This is a genomic window from Streptomyces sp. DSM 116793, assembly GCF_057320905.1.
The window spans coordinates 705,102-728,169 of sequence record NZ_CM170494.1 but is presented as its reverse complement, the minus strand read 5'-3'; the positions used below and the strand labels follow the sequence as shown (position 1 = coordinate 728,169).

Genomic DNA, 23,068 nt, shown 5'->3' with positions numbered 1-23,068 from the left:
GATGTTCCGCCGTACGTTCTGGTTCACCGCGGGCGCCGCGGCCGGCGTGTGGGCCACCACCAAGGTCAACCGCAAGCTCAGGCAGCTCGCCCCGGACAGCCTCGCGGCGCAGGCCGCGCACAAGGCCGTCGACGCCGGGCACCGCCTCAGGGAGTTCGCACTCGACGTCCGCGACGGCATGGCGCAGCGCGAGACGGAGCTGGGCGAGGCCCTCGGCCTGACCAGCGCGCCCGAGGGCCCCGAGGGACCCGGCCGCGCCCAGGCCGCCCGGGTGCTGCCGCCGGCCAGGCCCCGCCCCGCGCTCGGCCCCGCCGGCAAGGCGGCGCCCGCCCCCCGGCGAGCGCCCGGACCCGGCACCCCCGGAGCCGACGACCACCCACCGCACGATTCAACCCCCGGATACGCCGCCAGGACCGAGCGCACGGCGTACTCCCACGACCGGAATGAGGACCACTGATGGAGTCGGCTGAAATCCGCCGCCGCTGGTTGCGCTTCTTCGAAGAGCGCGGGCACAAGGTCGTGCCGTCGGCGTCGCTGATCGCGGACGACCCGACCCTGCTGCTGGTCCCCGCCGGCATGGTGCCCTTCAAGCCGTACTTCCTCGGCGAGGCCGCGCCGCCCGCCCCGCGCGCCACCAGCGTGCAGAAGTGCGTGCGCACCCCCGACATCGAAGAGGTCGGCAAGACCACCCGGCACGGCACGTTCTTCCAGATGTGCGGCAACTTCTCGTTCGGGGACTACTTCAAGGAAGGCGCCATCACCTACGCCTGGGAGCTGCTCACCACCCCCCGGGACAAGGGCGGCTACGGGCTCGACCCCGAGCGGCTGTGGATCACCGTCTACCTCGACGACGACGAGGCCGAGCGGATCTGGCGCGAGGTCGTCGGCGTCCCGGCCGAGCGGATCCAGCGGCTCGGCAAGAAGGACAACTTCTGGTCCATGGGCGTGCCGGGCCCCTGCGGCCCCTGCTCCGAGATCAACTACGACCGCGGGCCCGAGTACGGCCCCGAGGGCGGCCCCGCCGTCAACGACGAGCGGTACGTGGAGATCTGGAACCTGGTCTTCATGCAGTACGAGCGGGGCGAGGGCATCGGCAAGGAGGACTTCGAGATCCTGGGCGACCTGCCCAGCAAGAACATCGACACCGGTCTCGGCCTGGAACGCCTCGCCATGATCCTCCAGGGCGTGCGGAACATGTACGAGATCGACACCTCGCGTGCCGTGATCGACAAGGCCACCGAGCTGACCGGCCGTGCCTACGGCGACGCCGAGGACAGCGACGTCTCGCTGCGGGTCGTATCCGACCACATGCGCGCCTCCGTGATGCTCATCGGCGACGGCGTGACACCCGGCAACGAGGGCCGCGGCTATGTACTGCGCCGCATCATGCGCCGCGCCATCCGCAACATGCGCCTGCTCGGCGCCACCGGCCCGGTCGTCGGCGAGCTCGTCGACGTGGTCATCAAGACCATGGGGGAGCAGTACCCGGAGCTGATCAGCGAGCGCAAGCGGATCGAGACGGTCGCCCTCGCCGAGGAGGCCGCGTTTCTCAACACGCTCAAGTCCGGCACCGCCATCCTGGACAACGCCGTCTCCGAGGCCAAGGCCGCCGGCTCCCGGGTGCTCCCCGGCGACAAGGCGTTCCTGCTCCACGACACCTGGGGCTTTCCCATCGACCTCACCCTGGAGATGGCCGCCGAACAGGGCCTCTCGGTCGACGAGGCCGGCTTCCGGCGCCTGATGACGGAGCAGCGCGAGCGCGCCAAGGCCGACGCCCGGGCCAAGAAGACCGGCCACGCCGACCTCGGTGCCTACCGCGCCATCGCCGACTCCGCCGGCAGCACCGACTTCACCGGCTACGCCTCGTACGAGAACGAGGCCACCATCGTCGGCCTGCTCGCGAACGGCGTGGCCTCGCCCGCCGCCGGCGAGGGCGACGAGGTGGAGATCGTCCTGGACCGCACCCCGTTCTACGCCGAGGGCGGCGGCCAGATCGGCGACAGCGGCCGCATCCAGCTCGACACCGGCGCCGTCGTCCTCGTCAACGACGTGCAGAAGCCGGTCCCCGGCGTGCACGTCCACAAGGGCGTCGTCCAGGTCGGCGAGGTCACCGTCGGCGCGCCGGTCTGGGCCTCCATCGACGTGAGCCGGCGGCGCGCGATCGCCCGCGCCCACTCCGCCACCCACCTCACCCACCAGGCCCTGCGCGACGCCCTGGGCCCGACGGCCGCCCAGGCCGGCTCGGAGAACCAGCCCGGCAGGTTCCGCTTCGACTTCGGCTCCCCGTCCGCCGTGCCCGGCAGCGTGATGGTCGACGTCGAGCAGAAGATCAACGAGGTGCTCGCCAGGGACCTGGACGTCAGCGCCGAGATCATGGGCCTGGAGGAGGCCAGGCGGCAGGGCGCCATCGCCGAGTTCGGCGAGAAGTACGGCGAACGGGTGCGCGTCGTCACCATCGGCGACTTCTCCAAGGAACTGTGCGGCGGCACGCATGTGCACAACACCGCCCAGCTCGGCCTGGTGAAGCTGCTCGGCGAGTCGTCCATCGGCTCCGGCGTACGGCGCATCGAGGCCCTGGTCGGCGTGGACGCGTACAACTTCCTCGCCCGGGAGCACACGGTCGTCGCCCAGCTCCAGGAGCTCCTCAAGGGTCGTCCGGAGGAGCTGCCCGAGAGGATCTCCGGCATGCTCGCCCGGCTCAAGGACGCCGAGAAGGAGATCGAGAAGTTCCGCGCGGAGAAGGTCCTGCAGGCAGCCGCGGGGCTCGCCGAGAGCGCCCGGGACATCCACGGCACCGCCCTCGTCACCGGGCGGGTCCCGGACGGTACCGGCGCCGACGACCTGCGCAGGCTGGTCCTGGACGTGCGCGGCCGGCTGAACCAGTCGGGGCCGTCCGACCGCCCCGTGGTCGTCGCGCTGTTCTCCGTCGTGAACAACCGCCCGCTGACCGTGATCGCCACCGACGAGGCCGCCCGCGGCCGCGGACTGAAGGCGGGCGACCTGGTCCGTGTCGCCGCCAAGACCCTCGGCGGAGGCGGCGGCGGCAAGCCCGACGTCGCCCAGGGCGGTGGCCAGAACCCGTCCGCCATCGGCGAGGCGGTCGCCGCGGTGGAACGCCTCGTGGCCGAGAAGGCGTGAGGCGGGCCACGGCGATGACGGCCGAGAGTACGGCGCCGCACGGTCCCGGGGTGCGCGGTGCCGGGACACACGCCCCGCCGGCGTATGGCCCGGCGGCACGCGGTCGGGTGCCGTATGGCGTTACGGCGCTCCGGCCCCCGGCACGGGCGGCGCACGGTCCGCGGGCGGTGGCGCCGTGACCGCGGGCGGGATGCGCCGCGGCCGGCGCCTCGCGGTGGACGTCGGGGACGCCCGGATCGGGGTCGCCTCCTGCGATCCCGACGGCATCCTCGCCACCCCGGTGGAGACCGTGCCGGGACGCGACGTCCCGGCGGCCCACCGCAGGCTCCGGCAGCTGGTCGAGGAGTACGAGCCCATCGAGGTCCTCGTCGGGCTGCCGCGCTCGCTCAGCGGCGGCGAGGGCCCGGCCGCCGCCAAGGTCCGCGCCTTCGCCCAGCAGCTCGCGCGGGGCGTCGCGCCCGTGCCGGTACGGTTGGTGGACGAGCGGATGAGCACCGTCACCGCCGGCCAGGGCCTGCGTGCCTCGGGCATCACGGTCAAGAAGGGCCGGTCCGTCATCGACCAGGCCGCGGCCGTGGTGATCCTGCAGAACGCCCTGGAGACGGAGCGGGTCTCGGGCCGGGCCCCCGGCGAAGGCATCGAAGTGGTGCCCTGATCGCGATACGGTAACGTTCCGCGCGATGTGCCGGTGTTCGAACAGCTGATGCACAGCAGGAGAGGCGGACGGTGCCGTGCCACGAGCGCCCGGCAGCGGGGCGCCTCGCGGCTCTAGGGGATCGATGACTGAGTATGGCCGGGGCCCGGGCCCCGAACCATGGCATCCGGAGGACCCGTTGTACGGGGACGTCGGATACGGCGGGCAGCAGGCGCCCACGGGCCGGTTCCCCCACGAGGAGCAGCATCCGGAGCAGTACCCCTACGAGGGCCGGCCGCAGTACCACCCGCAGACGGAACCCCAGCATCCGCAGGCACCGCGGCAGCCCGGGGCTTACGGCCAGTCCGGGCCCTATGACCAGGCAGGTCCTTACGACCACTCCGGGGCCTACGACCCGTCCGGGGCGGCCGGGCCCTACGACCACTCCGGGGCCTACGACCGGTCCGCGTACGACCAGTGGGGTACGGGCCGGCGGCCGATCCCCGGCCAGCACCAGCCGGGCGTCCCCCCGCAGGCACCCGGCCAGCAGCACCCACAGGTGCCGGGCCAGCAGACGTATCCGCAGCTGCCCGGGCAGGGGTACGGCGAGGGGTACGGCGACCCGTCGGGCCACGGCGGTCACCCCGGTCACGGCGGCTACCCGGGCCAGGGCCAGGGCCAGGACCCGGCGTACGGCGGGCAGTACCAGCAGAGCGGCTGGGACACCGGTCAGCACGGCCAGGCCCCGGGCGGCGCTGGTGCCGCCGATCCCTACGCGCAGCAGCCGGGCGGACACCACGGCGAGGATGCCTACGGCGGCCCCGGCGGCTACCCGCCGCCCGCACCGGGCGGGCCCGAGCCCCGGCCATCCGCGGCACAGCGCCCCGGTCCCGGGGCCGAACCGGATCCGCCCACCGACTGGGACCCCGGTCCCGACCAGGGCGAACACGCCTTCTTCGCCGGCGACGGCGGCGAGGACGATGACGACGACGCGGGCGACCGCGCCGGCCGCCGCGGCCGGGGCGAGCGCCGCGGGCGCGGCGGAGGCACCGGCAAGAAGCGCCGCAGCGGATGCGCCTGCTTCGTGGTGGCCGTGGTGCTGGTCGGCGGTGTCTCCGGCGCGGGTTGGTTCGGTTACCGGTTCTACGAGGACCACTTCGGACCACCGCCGGACTTCAGCGGCGAGGGGACCGCCCAGAGCGTGACCGTCACGATCCCCGAGGGCGCCGGCGGCTACACCATCGGGCAGCTGCTGAAGAAGTACGGGGTCGTGAAGAGCGTCGACGCGTTCGTCCAGGCCCAGCAGCAGAACCCCAAGGGCCAGACCATCCAGGACGGCGTGTACACGCTCAAGAGGCAGATGTCCGCCGCGAGCGCCGTCTCGCTGATGCTCGACCCCAAGAGCCGCAACAGCCTCATCATCGCCGAGGGCCGGCGGAACGCCTGGGTGTACGACCAGATCGACAAACGCCTCGGCCTCAAGGCGGGCACCACCGAGTCGGTGGCCAGGAAGGACTGGAAGAAACTCGGCCTGCCGTCCTGGGCGGTCAACCACAGCAACGTCAAGGACCCGCTGGAGGGCTTCCTCTACCCGTCCAGCTATCCGGTGGCCAAGGGCATGAAGCCGGAGGACGTCCTGAAACGGATGGTCTCCGCGGCCACCCGGAAGTACCAGGCGGCGAATCTCGAGGCCGAGGCCAAGCGGCTGCACCTCGACGGCCCCTGGCAGGTGATAACCGTCGCCAGCCTGGTCCAGGCCGAGGGCAAGACCCATGACGACTTCCGCAAGATGGCCGAGGTCGTCTACAACCGCCTCAAGCCCACCAACACGCAGACCAACCAGCTGCTGCAGTTCGACTCGACGTTCAACTACCTGAAGGGCCAGAGCAACATCCACATCAGCGAGTCGGAGATCAACAGCGACCACGACCCGTACAACACCTACACGCAGAGGGGCCTCACCCCGGGACCGATCGGCAACCCCGGCGAGGAGGCGCTCGCCGCCACGCTCCATCCCACGCACGACGGCTGGTTCTACTTCGTGGCGACCGACGGGATGAACAAGACCGAGTTCGCCAAGACCTATGCCGATTTCCAGAGGCTCAAGGAAAAGTTCAATGACCACTCGGGCAGCAACTGACGCCCACAGGGCGGCCGTTCTGGGCTCGCCGATCGCCCATTCGCTGTCGCCCGTGCTGCACCGTGCGGCCTATGCGGAACTCGGCCTGAAGGACTGGACGTACGACCGCTTCGAGGTGGACGAGGCCGCACTGCCCGGATTCCTGGCCGGCCTCGGCCCGCAGTGGGCGGGTCTCTCGCTGACGATGCCGCTCAAGCGGGCGGTCATCCCGCTGCTCGACGAGATCAGCGACACCGCCGCGGCCGTGGAGGCCGTCAACACGGTCGTGTTCACCGAGGACGGCCGCAGGGTCGGCGACAACACCGACATCCCCGGCATGATCGCCGCGCTGCGGGAACGCGGCATCGACAAGGTCGAGTCCGCCGCGGTCCTCGGCGCGGGCGCCACGGCGTCCTCGGCGCTGGCGGCGCTCGCCCGGATCTGCTCGGGTGAGGTCGTCGCGTACGTGCGGAGCGAGGCGCGCGCCGCCGAGATGCGGCGCTGGGGCGCACGCCTGGGAGTGGAGGTGCGGACGGCCGCGTGGGGGGCGGCCGGGGAGGCGCTGAGCGCCCCGCTGGTGATCTCCACCACCCCGGCGGGTGCGGCGGACGCCCTGGCGGCGCAGGTGCCCGAGCGGGTCGGGACGCTCTTCGATGTGCTCTACGAGCCCTGGCCGACCGTGCTCGCCGAGCGGTGGGCTTCGCGCGGCGGCGCCGTTGTCGGGGGGCTCGACCTCCTGGTGCACCAGGCCGTGCTTCAGGTCGAGCGGATGACGGGGTGCTCGCCTGCGCCGCTGGGCGTGATGCGGGCGGCCGGCGAGCGGGCGCTGACGGGGCCCTGAGGCCCCGCGAGACCGCGTTGTGAGGGTGTGCGCTCCTTCTTCGGGCGCCCGCCGGTGGGGCGCGCGGTTCCCCGCGCTCCTTTTCTGGGCCCGCGCCCCCCGGCTGCGGGCATGGCGCTGTGATATTCCGGAATTTCCGCTGGTGGGGGCTGGTCGCGCAGTTCCCGTGCCCCTGGGTGGGGGGACAGTGACGTTGCGGTCACCCTGGTCCGCCCCGGAGGGGCGTGGGGACTGCGCGGGGCGACCACCGTGACGCCCGCGGAGGGAAACGCCGCCGCATGGCCCTGCCGGGCGGCACCGCGCCTTGGCGGGGGTCAGCAGCCGCCGGGGCGTCCCGCCCTGTGGACCGCGGGACGTTTCACGACGTGGGACGTGGCAGGATCGGGGGAGGCGGGGCAGGGGCGCGTGGGTGTCCGGTCGCGTTGTGGCAGTGCGGGGCGCGAGAAAGAGGAGCAACGTTGAGCAGGTTGCGCTGGCTGACCGCGGGGGAGTCCCACGGACCGGCCCTGGTGGCGACGCTGGAGGGGCTGCCCGCGGGCGTCCCGGTCACCACGGACATGGTGGCGGACCACCTGGCCCGCAGGCGGCTGGGCTACGGCCGCGGGGCCCGGATGAAGTTCGAGCGCGACGAGATCACCTTCCTGGGTGGAATCCGGCACGGCCTGACCCTGGGCTCGCCCGTCGCGATCATGGTGGGCAACACGGAGTGGCCCAAGTGGGAGCAGGTCATGGCGGCCGACCCCGTCGACCCCGCCGTCCTTGAGGGCCTGGCCCGCAACGCGCCGCTGACCCGGCCCCGGCCGGGCCACGCCGACCTGGCGGGCATGCAGAAGTACGGCTTCGACGAGGCGCGCCCCGTCCTGGAACGAGCCTCCGCGCGGGAGACCGCGGCCCGGGTCGCGCTCGGCGCCGTGGCCCGGTCGTACCTGAAGGAGACCGCGGGGATCGAGATCGTCTCGCACGTCGTGGAGCTGGCCGGCGCCAAGGCCCCGTACGGGGTCTACCCGACGCCGTCCGATGTGGCGCGGCTGGACGAGGACCCGGTGCGCTGCCTGGACGCCGACGCGTCGAAGGCGATGGTGGCCGAGATCGACCAGGCCCACCAGGACGGCGACACCCTGGGTGGCGTCGTCGAGGTACTGGCGTACGGCGTGCCCGTCGGCCTCGGTTCGCACGTGCACTGGGACCGGCGCCTCGACGCGCGCCTCGCTGCCGCCCTGATGGGCATCCAGGCGATCAAGGGCGTGGAGCTGGGCGACGGCTTCGAGCTGGCCCGGGTGCCGGGCTCCAAGGCGCACGACGAGATCGTGCCCGGGGAGACGGGCATCCGGCGCGCCACCGGCCGCTCCGGCGGCACCGAGGGCGGCCTGAGCAACGGCGAGCTGCTGCGGGTGCGCGCCGCGATGAAGCCGATCGCCACCGTGCCCCGGGCGCTGGCCACCGTCGACGTGACCACCGGCGAGCCCACCAAGGCCCACCACCAGCGCTCCGACGTGTGCGCCGTGCCGGCCGCCGGCATCGTCGCCGAGGCCATGGTGGCGCTGGTCCTCGCCGACGCGGTGGCGGAGAAGTTCGGCGGCGACAGCGTCGCCGAGACCGCGCGGAACGTCCGGTCGTACCTAGAGAACCTGCCGATCCGGTGAGCGAGGGGAGCGCAGTGCAGGCGTCGGAGGCACACGGGACGGAGCCTCGTCCGGGCACGGGACCGGTCGTCGTCCTGATCGGGCCGATGGGTGTCGGGAAGTCCACGGTCGGCGCGCTGCTCGCCACCGCGCTCGGGCGGACCTTCCGGGACACCGACGACGACATCGAGACCGTCGAGGGCCGCCCGATCTCCGACATCTTCGTGGACGCGGGCGAGACGTACTTCCGCGAGGTCGAGAAGGCGGCCGTGCACAGGGCACTCGCCGAGCACGACGGCGTGCTCGCGCTCGGCGGCGGCGCCGTGCTGGACGCCGGCACCCGGCGGCTGCTCGCCGACCACCCGGTCGTCTACCTCGCCATGGACGTGGAGGAGGCGGTCAGACGCACCGGCCTGAACGTCGCCCGCCCGCTGCTCGCCGTCAATCCGCGACGGCAGTGGCGGGAGCTGATGGAACAGCGCCGTCCCCTCTACACCGAGGTGGCGCGCGCCGTCGTCGCCACCGACGACCGCTCACCCGAAGAGGTCGCCCAAGCCGTCCTGGCCGCACTGGAGTTGGAGAAGGCATGACCCACGACGCCCACCGTACGGATCCGGCCGGCCAGGACGTCACCCGTATCCACGTCGGCGGCACCGGCACGGATCCCTACGAGGTGCTGGTCGGGCGGCAGCTGCTGGGCGAGCTCGGCCGGCTGGTCGGCGAGCGGGCCCGGCGGGTCGCGGTCGTCCACCCGAAGGCGCTGGCCGAGCGCGGTGAGGCGGTGCGCGCCGACCTGGCGGCCCAGGGGTACGAGGCCCTTGCCGTCCAGGTGCCGGACGCCGAGCAGGCCAAGACCGCCCAGGTCGCGGCGGACTGCTGGGAGACCCTGGGCCGGGCCGGCTTCACCCGCAGCGACGTGGTCGTCGGCGTCGGCGGTGGTGCCGGTACCGACCTGGCCGGCTTCGTGGCGGCGACCTGGCTGCGCGGAGTGCGCTGGGTGGCCGTGCCCACCACGGTGCTCGGCATGGTCGACGCCGCTGTGGGCGGCAAGACCGGCATCAACACCGCGGAGGGCAAGAACCTGGTCGGAGCCTTCCACCCGCCCGCCGGGGTGCTCTGCGACCTGGACGCGCTCGCGTCGCTGCCCACCGCGGACCACGTCTCCGGGCTCGCCGAGATCATCAAGGCCGGCTTCATCGCCGACCCCGTGATCCTCGACCTCATCGAGGCCGATCCCGAGGCCGCCAAGGGCGCGGGGGGACCGCACACCGCCGAGCTGGTCGAGCGCTCCATCCGCGTCAAGGCCGAGGTGGTCTCCGCGGACCTCAAGGAGGCCGGCCGCCGCGAGATCCTCAACTACGGCCACACGCTCGGACACGCCATCGAGAAGAACGAGGGCTACACCTGGCGGCACGGCGAGGCGGTCTCCGTCGGCATGGTCTTCGCCGCCGAACTCGGCCGCCTGACCGGCCGCCTCGACGAGGCGACCGCCGAGCGGCACCGCACCGTCCTGCGGTCGGTCGGGCTGCCGCTCAACTACCGCGGCGACCAGTGGCCCCAGCTGCTGTCGACCATGAAGGTCGACAAGAAGTCCCGTGGCGACCTGCTGCGTTTCATCGTGCTCGACGGTCTCGCCAAGCCGGCCGTGCTGGAGGGGCCCGAGCCCGAGACGCTGCTCGCCGCGTTCGGCGCGGTGGCCGGATAACGGCCACGCCCGGCCCCGGGCGTGAAACCCCCGGGGCCACTGGGCACTTTGCGGCCCTCCCGGCCGTTCGCACAAACGGCGGCCGGGGAAGGGTACCGTTCAGTAGCATCGGGGCCGAGGCCCCCGCCCGCGCCATCGCCTGTACGAGACGGAGTGCCACCGGATGCCTCACGCAGTGGGATCACCGCTGCCGCCGCCCCCTCGACCGGGGCATGGACCGGCCGCCGCACCGCCCCCGCCGCCCCCCGGCGGCCACCGGGGCCCGGTGAGCGATCCTGCGACCCTGTCGATGACCCCACAGGTCCGCGACCACACGCGAGCACCGGGGGGCGGGCCCGCGGATCCGTCGGGGGCGCCGGGATCCGTTCCCGCCGGCGCGCCGGGTGCCGCTCCCGCCGGTTCCCCGGGTGTTCCGGGCGGCCCCGCGCCCATGGGCGCGGCCGTCCCACCGCACCCTCCCCAGGGACCCGGACCCCTCGGGCATCCGCACCCCGGGCCGGGTGGCGGGCCGCATCCGCCGCTCCAGGTCCCCGCGCCGCAGGTGCCCGCCCCCGCGCCCCACGCGCCGGGTCCGATCGCGCCGCCCCCGGCGCCGGTGCCGCCCCGCTCCGAGACGACGGGGCAAGTCCAGCTGCCGCCGGGCGGCCCGGTGGCCATGCCGAGCCCGCCGCCCGCCACGGGCAGCGCCGACCCCACGACCACCACGCTCGCGGTACTGCTGATCGGCCCTGCGGGCGCCGGCAAGACCAGCGTGGCCCGGCACTGGGCCGAGCGGCGCAGGGTGCCGACGGCGCACATCAGCCTGGACGACGTCCGCGAGTGGGTACGGTCCGGCTTCGCCGACCCCCAGTCCGGGTGGAACGACAACTCGGAGGCCCAGTACCGTCTGGCCCGCCGCACCTGCGGCTTCGCCGCGCGCAACTTCCTGGCCAACGGGATCTCCTGCATCCTCGACGACGCGGTCTTCCCGGACCGCCCGGTGGTCGGGCTCGGCGGCTGGAAGCGGCACGTCGGGCCCGGGCTGCTGCCCGTCGTGCTGCTGCCCGGCCTGGAGATCGTCCTGGAGCGGAACGCCGAGCGGAGGGGGAACCGCCGCCTCACGGACGAGGAGGTGGCCCGCATCCACGGCAGGATGGCGGGCTGGTACGGCTCCGGGCTGCCCATCATCGACAACTCCCACATGGACATCGCCGAAACGGCCCACGTCCTGGACGAGGCCCTGACCCGCGCCATAGCCAGCCCCCCGACCTGGTGACCCGGGCGGGGTCGCCCAGGGCACGCCCTGGGCCGGGGGCCGGCCCCACGTATGGGTGCGCACGGAGAGAGGCGCGGCGACCTGCGCGAACGGCCCCACCGGCCGGCGGACCGGGGACGGCAGGGGCTGCCCCTTGCGGGCGGTGGCGACCCGCAGGGACGCGATCGGACGGGGCCGGGGCCGAACCCGGTCAGCCGCATACAACCGGGCCCGGAACGCGTCGGGCCCGTACGCTCGGGTCATGTCAGAGGTGTACGCGGCCCGCCGGGACCGGCTCAGGGCGTACTGCGCGGCCGGCGGCAGCGCCGCCGCGCTGGTCTCCCGGCCCGCCAACGTCCGCTACCTCACCGGCGCCGCACTCCCCGGCGCCGTCCTCCTGCTCGGCCGGGACGCGCTCGGCCGGGACACGGACGTGCTGCTGTGCTCCGCCGCCCCCACCGGACAGCCCGACGAAGGGCACCCCGACGAAGCGCTCGACGCCCGGATCCTGGAGGCCTCCGGTGGCGATCCCGCGGTGGCCGCCGCCGACCTCGCCGCCGCCTCGGGCGCCGACTCGCTCGCCCTGGAGGAGCACGACCTCACGGTGGCCCGCCACCGCGCCCTGCACCACGCGGCCCCGCACCTCAGGCTCGCCGACCTCGGCGGCGCCGTGGAGCAGCTCAGGTACGTCAAGGACGAAGAGGAGATCTCCTGCCTGCGGATCGCCGCGGAGATCGCCGACCAGGCCCTCGGTGAACTCCTGGAGTCGATCCTGGTCGGCCGCACCGAGCGGCACCTCGCCCTGGAACTGGAGCGCAGGCTCGTCGACCACGGCGCCGACGGCCCCGCCTTCCCCACCAGCGTGGCCACCGGCGCGAACGCCGGCAGCCCCGGCCACGTCCCCACCGACCGCAGGGTCGAGGAGGGCGATTTCCTCTCGGTCTGCCTGGGCGCCGCCTACCGCGGCTACCGCTGCGAGATCGGCCGCACCTTCGTCATCGGCACCTCGCCCGCGGACTGGCAGGTCGAGCTGTACGACCTGGTGTTCGCCGCCCAGCGGGCCGGCCGGGAAGCGCTGGCACCCGGCACACCCTGCCGCGACGTGGACCGCGCGGCCCGCCAGGTGCTCGACTCGGCCGGGTACGCGCGGGGCCTCACCCAGCTGACCGGACACGGCGTCGGACTCGAAATCGACGAGGACCCGCAGCTTGCCCCCACCGCCATGGGTAAACTGGACGCTTGCGTGCCGGTCACCGTCGAACCGGGGGTCCACCTCCCGGGCAGGGGCGGGGTCCGGATCGATGACACGCTCGTCGTCCGCCCCGAGGCAGACGGCGGACCCGAGCTACTCACCATCACGACCAAGGAGCTGCTCGCGCTCTAGCGCACGCTCCGCTCTGGTCGTCCACCAGCGTCAGTCCAGGAGATTCCGCAACCGTGGCTTCCACGAACGACCTCAAGAACGGCATGGTGCTCAAGCTCGAGGGGGGCCAGCTCTGGTCCGTCGTCGAGTTCCAGCACGTCAAGCCCGGCAAGGGCCCGGCATTCGTGCGCACCAAGCTCAAGAACGTGCTCTCCGGCAAGGTCGTCGACAAGACCTTCAACGCCGGCGTCAAGGTCGAAACGGCCACTGTCGACAAGCGCGGAATGCAGTTCTCCTACATGGACGGCGACTACTTCGTCTTCATGGACATGGAGACCTACGACCAGCTCCACGTCGACCGCAAGGCCGTCGGCGACGCGGCGAACTTCCTGGTGGAGGGCTTCGACGCGGTCGTCGCCCAGCACGAGGGCGAGGTGCTCTACGTCGAGCTCCCGGCAGCCGTCGAGCTGACCGTCAAGGAGACCGAGCCCGGCGTCCAGGGCGACCGCTCCACGGGCGGCACCAAGCCCGCCACGCTGGAGACCGGCCACCAGATCCAGGTCCCGCTCTTCATCACCACCGGCGAGAAGATCAAGGTCGACACCCGAACGAGCGACTACCTCGGCCGGGTGAACGGCTGACCGTGGCTGCCCGTAACACGGCCCGCAAGCGTGCCTTCCAGATCATCTTCGAAGCGGACCACCGGGACGCCGACGTCCTGACGGTCCTCGCGGACTGGATCCGGCACGCCCAGACCGACCCCCGGCAGCCGCCGGTCAGCGAGTACACCATGCAGCTTGTGGAGGGTTACGCCAAACAGGCGAACCGCATCGACGAGCTGCTGACGCAGTACGCGGTGGGGTGGACGCTCGACCGGATGCCGGTCGTCGACCGCAACATCCTGCGCCTCGGCGCATACGAGCTCATCTGGGTCGACGAGACCCCCGACGCGGTCGTGCTCGACGAGGCCGTCCAGCTGGCCAAGGAATTCTCCACGGAGGAGTCTCCGGCCTTCGTCAATGGCCTTCTCGGCCGACTCAAGGACCTCAAGCCCAGCCTCCGCCGGGAGCCGTGACCCCGGCAGGCTCCCGCCGTGTCCCACGGGATGCGGCGGGAGCCTGCCACCCGCCCGGCAGGGCGAGCGGTGCGCCGCACGGGGACGGCGGCGATGAGCCGCACCAGCACGCCGAGGGCGGGCCCATCGCTGATGGGCCCGCCCTTCGACGTGACGTTTCTCCCCGATTTGGGTGTGCTTCAGCTCTCCTCGTGGGCCACGGCGCGGCGCGCGTCCGCGTCGAGAACACCCCAATTGATGAGCTGCTCGGTCAGGACGGAAGGCGACTGATCGTAAATGACCGCAAGAGTGCGCAGGTCGTCCTGGCGGATCGACAGCACCTTGCCGTTGTAGTCGCCGCGCTGGGACTGGATCGTCGCGGCGTAGCGCTGCAGCGGGCCGGCCTTCTCGGCGGGGACGTGGGCGAGACGCTCCAGGTCCAGGACGAGCTTCGGCGGCGGCTCGGCGGCACCGCCGGGCGTGGTGCCCGGCAGGAGCTCCTGTACCGGCACGCCGTAGAAGTCCGCCAGCTCGGCCAGACGCTGCACGGTCACGGCACGGTCGCCGCGCTCGTACGACCCGACCACGACCGCCTTCCAGCGTCCCTGGGACTTCTCCTCCACGCCGTGGAGGGAAAGGCCCTGCTGGGTGCGGATGGCCCGGAGCTTTGCTCCGAGCTGTTTGGCGTATTCGCTGGACATATGGCTCCCCGGACGCAGTATCGACGTGCGGCTCAGCCGCGTGGCTGGTGACTCACTGTGAGGTTACGCAGCGTTACGGGGGTCCGTCAAGCCGAACCAGAATTGACGGAACCAGACCGTGATCGGTTCCCCGCCTCGCCGGCGGGGGCGCGGGGAACCGTGCGACCGGCACCGGCGGGACCCCGGATGTCGCCATCGGCCCGAAGGGGCGGTCTCTGCCGTTTCCGGGCCACGGGCCCTGCTGGAGCCTCCTGGCGGGGCACCGGGTGCTGTGAGGGGCCTCACGTGAGGGAGTGGGCCAGGGGAGTGAACGTGGCTGATACCGTGGTGGCGGAAGATCGACGTCCTTTAATGTCCGTCCCGTGAGGCGGAGAAGGAGGTCCGTTTCGTATGGACGCGAACGCACCCGGTCCCGCACGGCCCGTTCTTGAGGGCCCCGACATCGCACGGGTGCTGACCCGCATCGCCCACGAGATCGTCGAGCGCGCCAAGGGCGCCGACGACGTGGTTCTGCTCGGCATTCCGACCCGGGGAGTCTTCATCGCCCAGCGGGTCGCCGCCAAGCTCGAGGAGATCACCGGCCGCGGGATCCCGGTCGGCTCGCTGGACATCACCATGTACCGGGACGACCTGCGCATGCGCCCGCCGCGCGCACTGGCCCGCACCGACATCCCGGCCGACGGCATCGACGGCCGCCTGGTCGTCCTCGTCGACGATGTGCTCTTCTCCGGCCGCACCATCCGCGCCGCGCTCGACGCGCTGAACGACATCGGCCGCCCCCGTGCCGTGCAGCTCGCCGTCCTGGTCGACCGCGGCCACCGCGAGCTGCCCATCCGCGCCGACTACGTCGGCAAGAACCTCCCCACCTCGCTGCGGGAGACGGTCAGAGTCCAGCTCGCCGAGGAGGACGGCCGGGACGCCGTGCTGCTCGGGGTGCTCGACGCCGGGCAGGCCGCCCCCGCCGGCCAGCCGTAGCCGCACCCCCAGGCCCGCGCCCGTCCACGCCGGCCCCGCACCTCCGTACCCGCCCACCGACCGGCTGCCGGGCACCCGCATGCCCGCCCGCCACCGCCCAGGCCGGCAACGCCCCGCGCGCGCCGCCACCGCCCTCTGCCGAGTGCGCCCCGCGCTCGCACCTCCGCCCCGGAGCCTTACGGAGCCTGAACGATGCAGCGTCATCTCATCTCGGCCGCCGACCTCACCCGCGACGACGCCGTCCTCGTCCTCGACACCGCCGAGGAGATGGCCCGGGTCGCGGACCGCCCGATCAAGAAGCTGCCGACCCTGCGCGGCCGCACCGTGGTCAATCTCTTCTTCGAGGACTCCACCCGGACCCGGATCTCCTTCGAGGCCGCCGAGAAGCGGCTGTCCGCGGACGTGATCAACTTCAGCGCCAAGGGCTCCTCGGTCTCCAAGGGCGAGTCACTCAAGGACACCGCGCAGACACTGGAGGCGATGGGCGTCGACGCGGTCGTCATCAGGCACAGCGCCTCCGGCGCTCCCTACCGGCTCGCCACCTCCGGCTGGATCGACGCCGCCGTGATCAACGCGGGCGACGGCACCCACCAGCACCCCACGCAGGCGCTGCTCGACGCGTTCACCATGCGCCGCCGCCTGGTGGGCCGGGACGCCGGCCTCGGCCGGGACCTCTCCGGCAAGCGGATCACCATCGTCGGCGACGTCCTGCACAGCAGGGTCGCCCGCTCCAATGTCGACCTCCTGCACACCCTCGGCGCCGACGTGGTGCTCGTGGCGCCGCCCACCCTGCTGCCGGTCGGCGTGGACTCCTGGCCGTGCGAGGTCTCCTACGACCTGGACGCCGTGCTGCCGAAGTCCGACGCCGTGATGATGCTGCGGGTGCAGCGGGAGCGGATGAACGCCGCTTTCTTCCCGACCGAGCGCGAGTACGCGCGCCGCTACGGCCTGAACGGCGACCGGATGGCGAAAATGCCGGAGCACGCCGTGGTCATGCACCCGGGGCCCATGGTGCGCGGCATGGAGATCACCGCCGAGGTGGCGGACTCCGACCGCTGCACCGTGGTCGAGCAGGTGACCAACGGCGTCTCCATCCGCATGGCCGTGCTGTACCTGCTGCTCGGCGGCAACGAGCCCGCCGTGAGCCACACCCGCCCCGCCTCCCAGCCAGCCAGCGAGCCCGCCGCGCCGACCGGCGCGGCCGAGGAGAAGTGACCCACATGAGCAAGATCCTGATCCGCGGCGCCAAGGTGCTCGGCGGCGAGCCGCAGGACGTGCTGATCGACGGCGAGGTCATCGAGGCGGTCGGGCCCGGCCTGTCCGCCGAGGACGCCGAGACCGTCGAGGCGGCCGGCAAGGTCCTGCTGCCTGGCCTGGTCGACCTCCACACCCACCTGCGCGAGCCCGGCCGTGAGGACTCCGAGACCGTCCTCACCGGCACCCGGGCCGCCGCCCTCGGCGGCTACACGGCCGTACACGCCATGGCGAACACCTTCCCCGTCGCCGACACCGCGGGCGTCGTCGAGCAGGTCTGGCGGCTCGGCCGGGAGTACGGCTACTGCGACGTGCAGCCGGTGGGCGCGGTGACCGTCGGTCTGGAGGGCGCCAAGCTCGCCGAGCTGGGCGCCATGCACGACTCCGCGGCCGGCGTGACCGTCTTCTCCGACGACGGCAAGTGCGTCGACGACGCCGTGATCATGCGCAGGGCCCTGGAGTACGTGAAGGCCTTCGACGGAGTCGTCGCCCAGCACGCCCAGGAACCCCGGCTGACCGAGGGTGCCCAGATGAACGAGGGCGTGGTCTCCGCCGAGCTGGGCCTCGGCGGCTGGCCCGCCGTCGCCGAGGAGTCGATCATCGCCCGCGATGTGCTGCTGGCCGCGCACGTCGGCTCCCGGGTGCACATCTGCCACCTGTCCACGGCCGGCTCCGTGGAGATCGTGCGGTGGGCGAAGTCCAAGGGCTGGAACGTCACTGCCGAGGTCACCCCGCACCACCTGCTGCTCACCGACGAGCTCGTGCGCAGCTACGACCCCGTCTACAAGGTCAACCCGCCGCTGCGCACCGCCACCGATGTGATGGCCCTGCGCGAGGCGCTCGCCGACGGCACCATCGACTGCGTCGCCACCGACCACGCCCCCCACCCGCACGAGGACAAGGACTGCGAGTGGGCCGCCGCCGCCATGGGGATGGTCGGCCTGGAGACCGCGCTCTCCGTCGTCCAGGAGACCATGGTCGACTCCGGCCTGCTGGACTGGGCAGGCGTCGCCGACCGGATGTCGCACCGGCCCGCCGCGATCGGCCGGCTGCCCGGCCACGGGCGGCCCGTCGCGGCCGGCGAGCCGGCCAACCTCACGCTGGTCGACCCCGCGTACCGCGGCGTCGTGGACCCCGCGGGCTTCGCCTCCCGCAGCCGCAACACGCCCTACGAGGGCCGGGAGCTGCCGGGCCGCGTCACCCACACCTGGCTGCGGGGCAGGGCAACCGTCGTCGACGGGAAGGTCTCATGATGACCGCTCACTCGCCCCTGCGCTCCCTCGGCGGCCCGGTCGCCGTGCTGGTGACCGTCGCCGGGCAGACGTCCGCGGATGTGAGCGACTGGCCCGCGCGCGCGAGCTGGCTCGTCGGGATCCTGCTGCTGATCGCGCTGGTCTGCTGGCTGATGCGGGAGGGCTGGCGGTGGCGCGCCACCCTCCAGAGCGGCCTGCCCGCGCTGCCCGCCCTGCCGGCCGATCCCGGCACGCCCCGGCTCACGATGACCGGCCGCTACCACGGCTCGACCGCCGCGGGACGCTGGCTGGACCGGATCGTGGCACACGGCCTCGGCGCCCGCAGCAAGGCCGAGCTCACCCTCTACGACGCGGGGCTGAGCGTGCGGCGGCCCGGGTCCACCGACTTCTTCGTGCCCGCGGAGCGGCTCCGCGCGGCCCGCCTCGACAACGCCATCGCCGGCAAGGTCCTCACCGCGGACGGGCTGCTCGTCGTCACCTGGGCGCACGGCGAGGAGCTGATCGACTCCGGGTTCCGCCTGGACCGGGCCGCCGAGCACCCCGCATGGGCCGCCGCCCTCACCACCCCCGAAACGCACCCTCGCAAGGAAGGCGCGACACGATGACCGCCACGCCGGCCACCACACCCGCACCGACCGCCGCCGGCCGCCCCGCAGGGCGGCACCTGCCCCCAGCCGTGCTGGTCCTCGAGGATGGCCGGGTCTTCCGCGGCCGTGCCTTCGGGGCCGTGGGGGAGACCTTCGGCGAGGCGGTCTTCTCCACCGGCATGACCGGTTACCAGGAGACCCTCACCGACCCGTCGTACCACCGGCAGGTCGTGGTGATGACCGCCCCGCACATCGGCAACACCGGAGTCAACGACGAGGACCCCGAGTCGGCCCGCATCTGGGTGGCCGGGTTCGTCGTCCGCGACCCCGCACGGACCCCGTCGAACTGGCGCTCCCGGCGGACGCTGGACGAGGAGCTGGCCGCCCAGGGCGTGGTCGGCATCCGTGGCATCGACACCCGCGCCCTCACCCGCCACCTGCGCGAGCGCGGCGCCATGCGGGTCGGCATCTTCTCCGGGGACACGCTGCCCGACACCGCCGACATGCTCGCCCGGGTCCGCGGCACCGCCGTCATGACCGGCGCGGACCTCGCCGCCGAAGTGGCCACCAAGGAGCCGTACACCGTGCCCGCGCTGGGCCCGGACGGCCGGCCCCTCCCGCCCGGCACGGCCCGTTTCAAGGTGGCCGCGGTGGACCTCGGCATCAAGGGCATGACCCCGCGCCGGATGGCCGAGCGCGGCATCGAGGTCCACGTGCTGCCCGCCACGGCGAGCGCCGAGGACGTCCTCGCCGTCCAGCCGGACGGCGTGTTCTTCTCCAACGGCCCGGGTGATCCGGCCACCGCGGACGGCCCGGTCGCCGTGATGCGGGAGGTCCTCCAGCGGCGCATCCCGCTCTTCGGCATCTGCTTCGGCAACCAGATCCTCGGCCGCGCCCTCGGCTTCGGCACCTTCAAGCTCAAGTACGGGCACCGCGGGATCAACCAGCCGGTCCAGGAGCGGGACGCCAGCGGCACATGGGGAAAGGTGGAGGTGACCGCGCACAACCACGGCTTCGCCGTCGACGCCCCCCTCGACCGGGTCTCCGAGACCCCCTACGGGCGCGCCGAGGTCTCCCACGTCTGCCTGAACGACCAGGTCGTGGAGGGGCTCAGGCTGCTCGACCGGCCGGCGTTCAGCGTCCAGTACCACCCCGAGGCGGCCGCGGGGCCGCACGACGCCGCGTACCTCTTCGACCGCTTCGTCTCCCTGATGGAGGACCAGCGTGCCTAAGCGCACCGACATCCAGTCCGTCCTGGTCATCGGCTCGGGGCCGATCGTCATCGGCCAGGCCGCCGAGTTCGACTACTCGGGCACCCAGGCGTGCCGGGTCCTCAAAGCCGAGGGCCTGCGGGTGATCCTGGTCAACTCCAACCCGGCGACGATCATGACCGACCCGGAGATCGCCGACGCCACCTACGTCGAACCGATCACCCCCGGCTTCGTCGAGAAGATCATCGCCAAGGAGCGCCCGGACGCCCTGCTGCCCACCCTGGGCGGCCAGACCGCGCTGAACACGGCGATCGCCCTGCACGACTCGGGCGTCCTCGAGAAGTACGGCGTGGAGCTGATCGGCGCCAACGTGGCGGCGATCAACAAGGGCGAGGACCGCGACCAGTTCAAGGACGTCGTGGAGGAGGTCCGCAAGAAGATCGGGCACGGCGAGTCGGCCCGTTCGGTGATCTGCCACTCCATGGACGACGTCCTGGCGGGCGTGGCGGAGCTCGGCGGCTACCCCGTGGTCGTCCGGCCGTCCTTCACCATGGGCGGCGCCGGCTCCGGCTTCGCCCACGACGAGGAGGAGCTGCGCCGGATCGCCGGGCAGGGCCTCGCCCTGTCGCCGACGACCGAAGTGCTCCTGGAGGAGTCCATCCTCGGCTGGAAGGAGTACGAGCTGGAGCTGATGCGCGACAAGAACGACAACGTCGTGGTCGTCTGCTCCATCGAGAACTTCGACCCGATGGGCGTGCACACCGGCGACTCCATCACCGTCGCCCCCGCGATGACGCTCACCGACCGCGAGTACCAGGTCCTGCGGAACATCGGCATCGCCGTCATCCGCGAGGTGGGCGTCGACACCGGCGGATGCAACATCCAGTTCGCGGTGAACCCCGCCGACGGCCGGGTCATCGTGATCGAGATGAACCCCCGCGTCTCGCGGTCCTCGGCGCTCGCCTCCAAGGCCACCGGCTTCCCCATCGCCAAGATCGCCGCCAAGCTCGCCGTCGGCTACACCCTCGACGAGATCCCCAACGACATCACCGAACAGACCCCGGCGTCCTTCGAGCCGACCCTGGACTACGTGGTCGTCAAGGCACCGCGGTTCGCCTTCGAGAAGTTCCCCTCCGCCGACAGCGGCCTCACCACCACCATGAAGTCGGTCGGCGAGGCCATGGCCATCGGCCGCAACTTCACCGAGGCCCTGCAGAAGGCGCTGCGCTCGCTGGAGAAGGCGGGCAGCCAGTTCACCTTCACGGGGGACCCCGGGGACAAGGACGAGCTGCTGCGCGCCGCCGCCCGCCCCACCGACGGCCGCGTCAACACGGTGATGCAGGCCATCCGCGCCGGGGCCACCCCCGAGGAGGTCTTCGAGGCGACCCGGATCGACCCCTGGTTCGTCGACCAGCTGTTCCTGATCAAGGAGGTCGCCGACGAACTGGCCGCCGCCCCCGAGCTCACCCCCGAGCTGCTCGGCGAGGCCAAGCGGCACGGCTTCTCGGACGTCCAGATCGGCGGCATCCGGGGCCTGCGCGAGGACGTCGTCCGCGAGGTCAGGCACGCCCTCGGCGTCCGGCCCGTCTACAAGACCGTCGACACCTGCGCCGCCGAGTTCGCCGCCAGGACGCCGTACTTCTACTCCTCCTACGACGAGGAGACCGAGGTCGCGCCGCGGCAGCGGCCCGCCGTGATCATCCTCGGCTCGGGCCCCAACCGGATCGGCCAGGGCATCGAGTTCGACTACTCCTGTGTGCACGCCTCCTTCGCGCTGAGCGAGGCGGGTTACGAGACGGTGATGGTCAACTGCAACCCGGAGACCGTCTCCACCGACTACGACACCTCCGACCGGCTCTACTTCGAGCCGCTGACCCTGGAGGACGTCCTGGAGATCGTGCACGCCGAGACCCAGGCCGGCCCCGTCGCGGGCGTCGTCGTGCAACTCGGCGGGCAGACACCGCTCGGCCTCGCGCAGGCGCTCAAGGACAACGGCGTGCCCGTCGTCGGCACCCCTCCGGAGGCCATCCACGCCGCCGAGGACCGCGGCGCCTTCGGCCGGGTGCTCGCCGAGGCCGGCCTGCCCGCGCCCAAGCACGGCACCGCCACCACCTTCACCGAGGCCAAGGTGATCGCCGACGAGATCGGCTACCCGGTGCTGGTACGCCCGTCGTACGTCCTCGGTGGACGCGGCATGGAAATCGTCTACGACGAGGCACGGCTCTCCGCCTACATCAGCGAGTCGACCGAGATCAGTCCGACCCGTCCGGTGCTCGTCGACCGCTTCCTCGACGACGCCATCGAGATCGACGTGGACGCGCTCTACGACGGCGAGGAGCTGTACCTCGGCGGGGTCATGGAGCACATCGAGGAGGCCGGGATCCACTCCGGCGACTCCGCCTGTGCGCTGCCGCCGATCACGCTGGGCGGCCACGACATCAAGCGGCTGCGGACCTCCACCGAGGCGATCGCCCGCGGGGTGGGCGTACGGGGGCTGATCAACATCCAGTTCGCGCTGGCCGGCGACATCCTCTACGTCCTGGAGGCCAACCCGCGCGCCTCCCGCACCGTCCCCTTCACCTCGAAGGCGACCGCGGTACCGCTCGCCAAGGCGGCCGCCCGGATCTCGCTCGGCGCCACCGTCGCCGGCCTGCGCGCCGAGGGCCTGCTGCCGCCCCGCGGTGACGGCGGCGACCTGCCGCTGGACGCGCCGATCTCCGTCAAGGAGGCGGTGCTGCCCTGGTCCCGGTTCCGGGACATCCGCGGCCGCGGCGTCGACACCGTGCTCGGCCCCGAGATGCGCTCCACCGGCGAGGTCATGGGCATCGACTCGGTCTTCGGGACCGCCTACGCCAAGTCCCAGGCCGGCGCCTACGGGCCGCTGCCCACCAAGGGCCGTGCCTTCATCTCCGTCGCCAACCGCGACAAACGGTCCATGATCTTCCCGGCCCGTGAGCTGGTGGGCCACGGCTTCGAGCTGCTGGCGACCTCCGGCACCGCCGAGGTGCTGCGGCGCAACGGCATCAGCGCCACGGTCGTGCGCAAGCAGTCCGAGGGCCCGGGGCCGAACGGCGAGAAGACCATCGTCCAGCTGATCCACGAGGGCGAGGTCGACCTGATCGTCAACACTCCCTACGGCACCGGCGGCCGCCTGGACGGCTACGACATCCGCACGGCCGCAGTGGCCCGCGGTGTGCCCTGCCTCACCACGGTGCAGGCGCTCGCCGCCGCCGTGCAGGGCATCGACGCGCTCGGGCACGGCGATGTCGGGGTGCGCTCCCTGCAGGAGCACGCCCGGCACCTGACCGAGGCCCGCGTCTAGCGCCCGGGGGGACACCGCGCGGTGTCCCCCTCGCCGTGCCCATCCCGGCCGCCCG

General features: G+C 72.7%; 19 protein-coding genes. 18 read left to right on the top strand and 1 reads right to left on the bottom strand.

Annotation, left to right across the window (positions count from 1 at the left end; translation table 11 throughout):
* Nucleotide 1 precedes the first annotated feature (1 nt).
* The 12 genes from ACSMXW_RS03145 (at nt 2) to nusB (ending at nt 13,731) form a co-directional block, all read left to right on the top strand.
* Entirely contained in the window at nt 2-457 is a 456-nt protein-coding gene (locus ACSMXW_RS03145; RefSeq protein ID WP_485803863.1) for a DUF6167 family protein, read from the top strand.
* A complete protein-coding gene (gene alaS, locus ACSMXW_RS03140) occupies nt 457-3,138 on the top strand; it encodes an alanine--tRNA ligase (protein ID WP_485803861.1) in 2,682 nt (893 codons plus the stop codon). Before ACSMXW_RS03145 ends, alaS begins: the two co-directional genes overlap by 1 nt.
* 190 nt (nt 3,139-3,328) lie before the next feature.
* Nucleotides 3,329-3,793 carry a Holliday junction resolvase RuvX gene (ruvX, locus tag ACSMXW_RS03135; protein ID WP_485807751.1) on the top strand — a complete coding sequence of 155 codons (465 nt, stop codon included), beginning with the start codon at nt 3,329-3,331 and terminating at the stop codon, nt 3,791-3,793.
* Between the two features lie 124 nt (nt 3,794-3,917).
* Nucleotides 3,918-5,912 (top strand): endolytic transglycosylase MltG, encoded by a 1,995-nt coding sequence (gene mltG / locus ACSMXW_RS03130; RefSeq protein ID WP_485803859.1) that lies wholly within the window; start codon nt 3,918-3,920, stop codon nt 5,910-5,912.
* Nucleotides 5,890-6,732 (top strand): shikimate dehydrogenase, encoded by an 843-nt coding sequence (locus ACSMXW_RS03125; RefSeq protein WP_485803857.1) that lies wholly within the window; start codon nt 5,890-5,892, stop codon nt 6,730-6,732. Before mltG ends, ACSMXW_RS03125 begins: the two co-directional genes overlap by 23 nt.
* Before the next feature lie 458 nt (nt 6,733-7,190).
* A complete protein-coding gene (aroC, locus tag ACSMXW_RS03120; protein ID WP_485803855.1) occupies nt 7,191-8,375 on the top strand; it encodes a chorismate synthase in 1,185 nt (394 codons plus the stop codon).
* Between the two features lie 86 nt (nt 8,376-8,461).
* Entirely contained in the window at nt 8,462-8,944 is a 483-nt protein-coding gene (locus ACSMXW_RS03115) for a shikimate kinase (protein ID WP_485803854.1), read from the top strand.
* Nucleotides 8,941-10,059 carry a 3-dehydroquinate synthase gene (gene aroB / locus ACSMXW_RS03110; RefSeq protein ID WP_485803853.1) on the top strand — a complete coding sequence of 373 codons (1,119 nt, stop codon included), beginning with the start codon at nt 8,941-8,943 and terminating at the stop codon, nt 10,057-10,059. The genes ACSMXW_RS03115 and aroB overlap by 4 nt, the downstream gene beginning before the upstream one ends.
* Nucleotides 10,060-10,222: 163 nt before the next feature.
* Entirely contained in the window at nt 10,223-11,314 is a 1,092-nt protein-coding gene (locus tag ACSMXW_RS03105) for an AAA family ATPase (protein WP_485803851.1), read from the top strand.
* A gap of 241 nt (nt 11,315-11,555) precedes the next feature.
* Entirely contained in the window at nt 11,556-12,677 is a 1,122-nt protein-coding gene (locus tag ACSMXW_RS03100) for an aminopeptidase P family protein (protein ID WP_485803849.1), read from the top strand.
* 53 nt (nt 12,678-12,730) lie between these two features.
* Nucleotides 12,731-13,297, top strand: coding sequence for an elongation factor P (gene efp / locus ACSMXW_RS03095; protein WP_485803847.1), 567 nt, complete (start codon nt 12,731-12,733; stop codon nt 13,295-13,297).
* Between the two features lie 2 nt (nt 13,298-13,299).
* Nucleotides 13,300-13,731: a transcription antitermination factor NusB gene (gene nusB / locus ACSMXW_RS03090; protein ID WP_485803846.1), complete on the top strand. Its 432-nt coding sequence runs from the start codon at nt 13,300-13,302 to the stop codon at nt 13,729-13,731.
* A gap of 179 nt (nt 13,732-13,910) precedes the next feature.
* Here nusB and bldD read toward each other — a convergent pair whose 3' ends face one another.
* Nucleotides 13,911-14,411 (bottom strand): transcriptional regulator BldD, encoded by a 501-nt coding sequence (bldD, locus tag ACSMXW_RS03085; protein WP_189930573.1) that lies wholly within the window; start codon nt 14,409-14,411, stop codon nt 13,911-13,913.
* A gap of 390 nt (nt 14,412-14,801) precedes the next feature.
* On the opposite strand from bldD, the gene pyrR reads away from it, so the two are divergent.
* The 6 genes from pyrR (at nt 14,802) to carB (ending at nt 23,013) form a co-directional block, all read left to right on the top strand.
* The gene (pyrR, locus tag ACSMXW_RS03080) at nt 14,802-15,386 is read left to right on the top strand and encodes a bifunctional pyr operon transcriptional regulator/uracil phosphoribosyltransferase PyrR (protein ID WP_485803844.1); all 585 of its coding nucleotides are present in this window, start codon (nt 14,802-14,804) and stop codon (nt 15,384-15,386) included.
* A gap of 192 nt (nt 15,387-15,578) precedes the next feature.
* Complete coding sequence (locus ACSMXW_RS03075) at nt 15,579-16,601, top strand: aspartate carbamoyltransferase catalytic subunit (protein WP_485803842.1); 1,023 nt, start codon at nt 15,579-15,581, stop codon at nt 16,599-16,601.
* Nucleotides 16,602-16,606: 5 nt separating this feature from the next.
* Nucleotides 16,607-17,893, top strand: coding sequence for a dihydroorotase (locus ACSMXW_RS03070; RefSeq protein ID WP_485803840.1), 1,287 nt, complete (start codon nt 16,607-16,609; stop codon nt 17,891-17,893).
* Nucleotides 17,893-18,498, top strand: a complete 606-nt coding sequence (locus ACSMXW_RS03065) for a PH-like domain-containing protein (protein WP_485807747.1) — start codon at nt 17,893-17,895, stop codon at nt 18,496-18,498. Before ACSMXW_RS03070 ends, ACSMXW_RS03065 begins: the two co-directional genes overlap by 1 nt.
* Entirely contained in the window at nt 18,495-19,712 is a 1,218-nt protein-coding gene (carA, locus tag ACSMXW_RS03060) for a glutamine-hydrolyzing carbamoyl-phosphate synthase small subunit (protein WP_485803838.1), read from the top strand. Before ACSMXW_RS03065 ends, carA begins: the two co-directional genes overlap by 4 nt.
* Nucleotides 19,705-23,013 carry a carbamoyl-phosphate synthase large subunit gene (gene carB, locus ACSMXW_RS03055; protein WP_485803837.1) on the top strand — a complete coding sequence of 1,103 codons (3,309 nt, stop codon included), beginning with the start codon at nt 19,705-19,707 and terminating at the stop codon, nt 23,011-23,013. Before carA ends, carB begins: the two co-directional genes overlap by 8 nt.
* Nucleotides 23,014-23,068 lie beyond the last annotated feature (55 nt).